Genomic DNA, 3,044 nt, shown 5'->3' on the forward strand with positions numbered 1-3,044 from the left:
CTTGATAAAGAGAAATGCCAAACTAGCACACGCGGCGACCGTCAACTCCGCAGACCCATCCGGCGCGCACGCAGTGCGTGGACGGGATGAATGACTGCTTTGTCACGAACGAGGGGAATGCGAGGGAACATCTTGTTTCGGGCCGCTCCGGATTCGCGACAATGGGAGACACCTACAAAGCTGGCGGGGTTAAGCCGCTTTCTTTGCTTACTTTCTTTGCGGCCGCGCCCCGAAGGAAGTCCCCTTGGGGGACAAAGAAAGTAAGTGCTGCCCCGCACAGGGGCAACGCAAATAAACCAATAACAAAACAAGGAAAGGCCACCACCGAAAGCCAACCAAAACGAAGCACCGCTCCGCAAGGGAGCAACGCAATCACGCAGATAGAAAAACAAGAACACCCCAAACCAGTAGTACAACAAAACAAAACCCGCGCCGCACGGCCAAAAACCCAATCCGGCGTAGCCATAATCACAGCCCTACTAGTCGTCGCGCTATCAGCGATCCTGGTATCCGGCATCCTATGGCGCCAGCAAGTCCAAATCCGCAGGATAGAAAACCAACGCCTCCTCTCTCAAGCTCAATGGATATCCAGAGGCGCCCTTGACTGGACCCGCCTGATCTTGCGCTCCGAAGGCGACACGTCCGCAGGCATCACCTACCTGGGCGGTGTATGGGGCGTCCCGATCGCTCGCACCCGTCTGTCGGATTTTCTAGGCCAGATCGGCGAGGTCCGTTCGCAGGAAGGCGCGGACACCTATCTGTCAGGCTCTATCGAAGACGCTCAGGCCAAATTCAATCTGCGTAACCTGGTTTCCAGCCCTGCTCCCGGTGTGTTGCAGCTGAACGTGGAGCAGATCCAGGCCTTCCAGCGCCTGCTCGCCCTGCTCAGTCTCAACAGCCAGTTGGCGCAGAAAACAGCCGTTCAGATGCGCAACGGCCTCAAGCTGTCCGCGACCCGCTTTCAGACTCCTGTCTTGACCGCTGGCGGCACGGCAACCAGTACGCCGATACAAGGCGGCGCCATCGGTGGCAGCAATTTCACCAATAAACCCGGTATGGATGACGACGACGACGCGCCTGCCCCTCCTCTGCAAATGACGAGCGTCGACTCGCTGCTCGATGTGCCCGGCTATACCCCCGACATGGTCGCGCGCTTGCGGCCGTTCGTGACAGTTCTGCCCACCACCACGGCCGTGAATATGAACACGGCGCCCGCTGAAGTGGTTGCTGCCGTCGTGCCGGGGATGAGCCTGTCCAGTGCCCAGGCCTTCGTCTCGCGCCGTGCTACGGTGTTCTTTCATAACGTGGGTGACGTACAGTTGGCACTGCAGGGCGCCGGCGTTCCCCAATTGGAGATCGATCCGAGTACTCTCGACGTCAACACCAGTTACTTTTTTATCCACGGCCGTGTGGACCACGAACGCGCGGAAGTGGATCGCACAACCCTCGTCTATCGTGACGCGCTCACGCACACGACTCGCGTCGTGCGCGTACAAGATCAACTATGAATAACGCTTTTCCTCGAGAGAGTGGCCTTTGAGCACGCTGATCGTCCTATTGCCGCCACGTGACCCGGCGGTTCCGTCGCAGGAATGGCAACTGCCGGACTTGCCGTTCCTGTTGCTCGACAAGTCGGGTCGCACGCAGCGCGCCGGCCGCTCGGCCCTCGCACTGCTGCCGCGGGCGTCGTCCACTGTCTTGATGGTGGCCGCACGCGACCTGCTCATGATGCCCGCCACCCTGCCGCCGTTGAAGGGGCCGCGGCTGCGCCAGGCGTTGCCGAATGTGGTCGAGGATCAACTGATTCAGGATCCGCAAACCTGCCATATCGCGCTCGATCCGCAACCGCTCGGTGGCAGCCGGCACCTGCTCGCGATTATCGATCGGGGCTGGTTCCGCTTCATTTGCGAAGCCTTCGCTGCGGCCGGTCATCGTAATGTGCGTGCCGTGCCTGTGACGCGTTGTCTGCCAGTGGCCCCGGTCGTGTCGATAGCGCCAGTGGAAGCGGAAACCGAAACGGTCGCTGCGGCTGCGGTCAAGCCCGGAGTCGGCGCCAAAGTCGCAGCTGCTGTGGTCTCTGTCGCACCACCCACACCCGTTGTTGCCGCCGTGCTCGGCAACGTGGTGTCCACGGCTCCCGCGTTGTTGCTCGAGGTGGCGACGCATCCTGCTGCGGGGCGAGTCGAGCTCGCCATCGCGCGCGGGTTGCAGGGTGAAGGCATGGCCGTGCCCGTGAATGCCGTCAAGGCGACGCTCGATGCCTTGGCGGGCGCCGCGCCGGTAACACTCTATCGGCTCACCGACGTACCGGGCAGCGAGCCAGGCATGGGCTCGGGGGTGCAAGGCGGTCTCGCCGCGCAAGTGAGCGGCGCGCAGCCCTTGCCGTTCGAACGGCTCGCGCGTCGTGCGCTCGAATGCCGCTTCGACCTGTGCCAGTTCGAATTCGCTACCCAGCCGTGGCGCCTCGACCGCGCGACCCTGCGGCGTCTGCGCTTGCCGATTCTGCTGGTCCTGGGCGCGATCGTGGTGGCGATTGTCGGCGCGAATGCGCAGTGGCTGATGATGTCGCATCAGCGCGACGCGATCAACACGCAGATGACCGAGTTGTTGCTCAACACCTTCCCGAAAACCACCGTCGTCCTCGACGCGCCCGATCAGATGTCGCGTCAGATGCAGCAGTTGCGGGTGGCGGCGGGTGAACTTTCACCGGACGATTTCCTGTCTCTTTCCGCTGGCCTTGCCCGTTCGCTCGGGCCGGTGCCGGTCAATGGTATAGCCGCGATTGACTATCACGAGCACCGCCTCGACGTGACTTTCAAGCCGGAAGTCAAAGTCGATCCAGGTCTGCCGCAGCGCCTTGCGATCAACGGCTTGAGCGGCGCGATCGACAGTAACACCGGCAAGTGGACCATCAGGAGCGGACAATGAAATCTGAACTTGCTCAAACTTGGGCCAGCTTCTGGGACGGGCGCAGCGAGCGCGAAAAGAACTTGCTGACGTGGGGCGGCGCGGTGCTAGGCGTCGTGATTGCGTGGTCCGTACTG

At 61.9% G+C, this 3,044-nt stretch carries 3 protein-coding genes; all 3 read left to right on the top strand.

Going from position 1 to position 3,044, the window contains the following annotated elements:
* Positions 1–161 precede the first annotated feature (161 nt).
* Positions 162–1,508: a type II secretion system minor pseudopilin GspK gene (gene gspK, locus WCA85_RS16245; RefSeq protein ID WP_424065548.1), complete on the top strand. Its 1,347-nt coding sequence runs from the start codon at positions 162–164 to the stop codon at positions 1,506–1,508.
* A 28-nt stretch (positions 1,509–1,536) separates the two neighbouring features.
* On the top strand, positions 1,537–2,928 hold the full coding sequence (gene gspL / locus WCA85_RS16250) for a type II secretion system protein GspL (protein ID WP_424065550.1): 1,392 nt from the start codon (positions 1,537–1,539) through the stop codon (positions 2,926–2,928).
* A partial coding sequence (gspM, locus tag WCA85_RS16255; protein WP_424065552.1) for a type II secretion system protein GspM occupies positions 2,925–3,044 on the top strand: 120 nt, incomplete at its 3' end. The genes gspL and gspM, both read left to right, overlap by 4 nt.

The sequence above is a fragment of the Paraburkholderia sp. genome (assembly GCF_049581445.1).
Classification (GTDB): domain Bacteria; phylum Pseudomonadota; class Gammaproteobacteria; order Burkholderiales; family Burkholderiaceae; genus Paraburkholderia.

Bases quoted from the DNA above. Each gene is read 5' to 3' on its own strand.
- gspK (WP_424065548.1), top strand. From the start codon at position 162: ATGGGAGACACCTACAAAGCTGGCGGGGTTAAGCCGCTTTCTTTGCTT.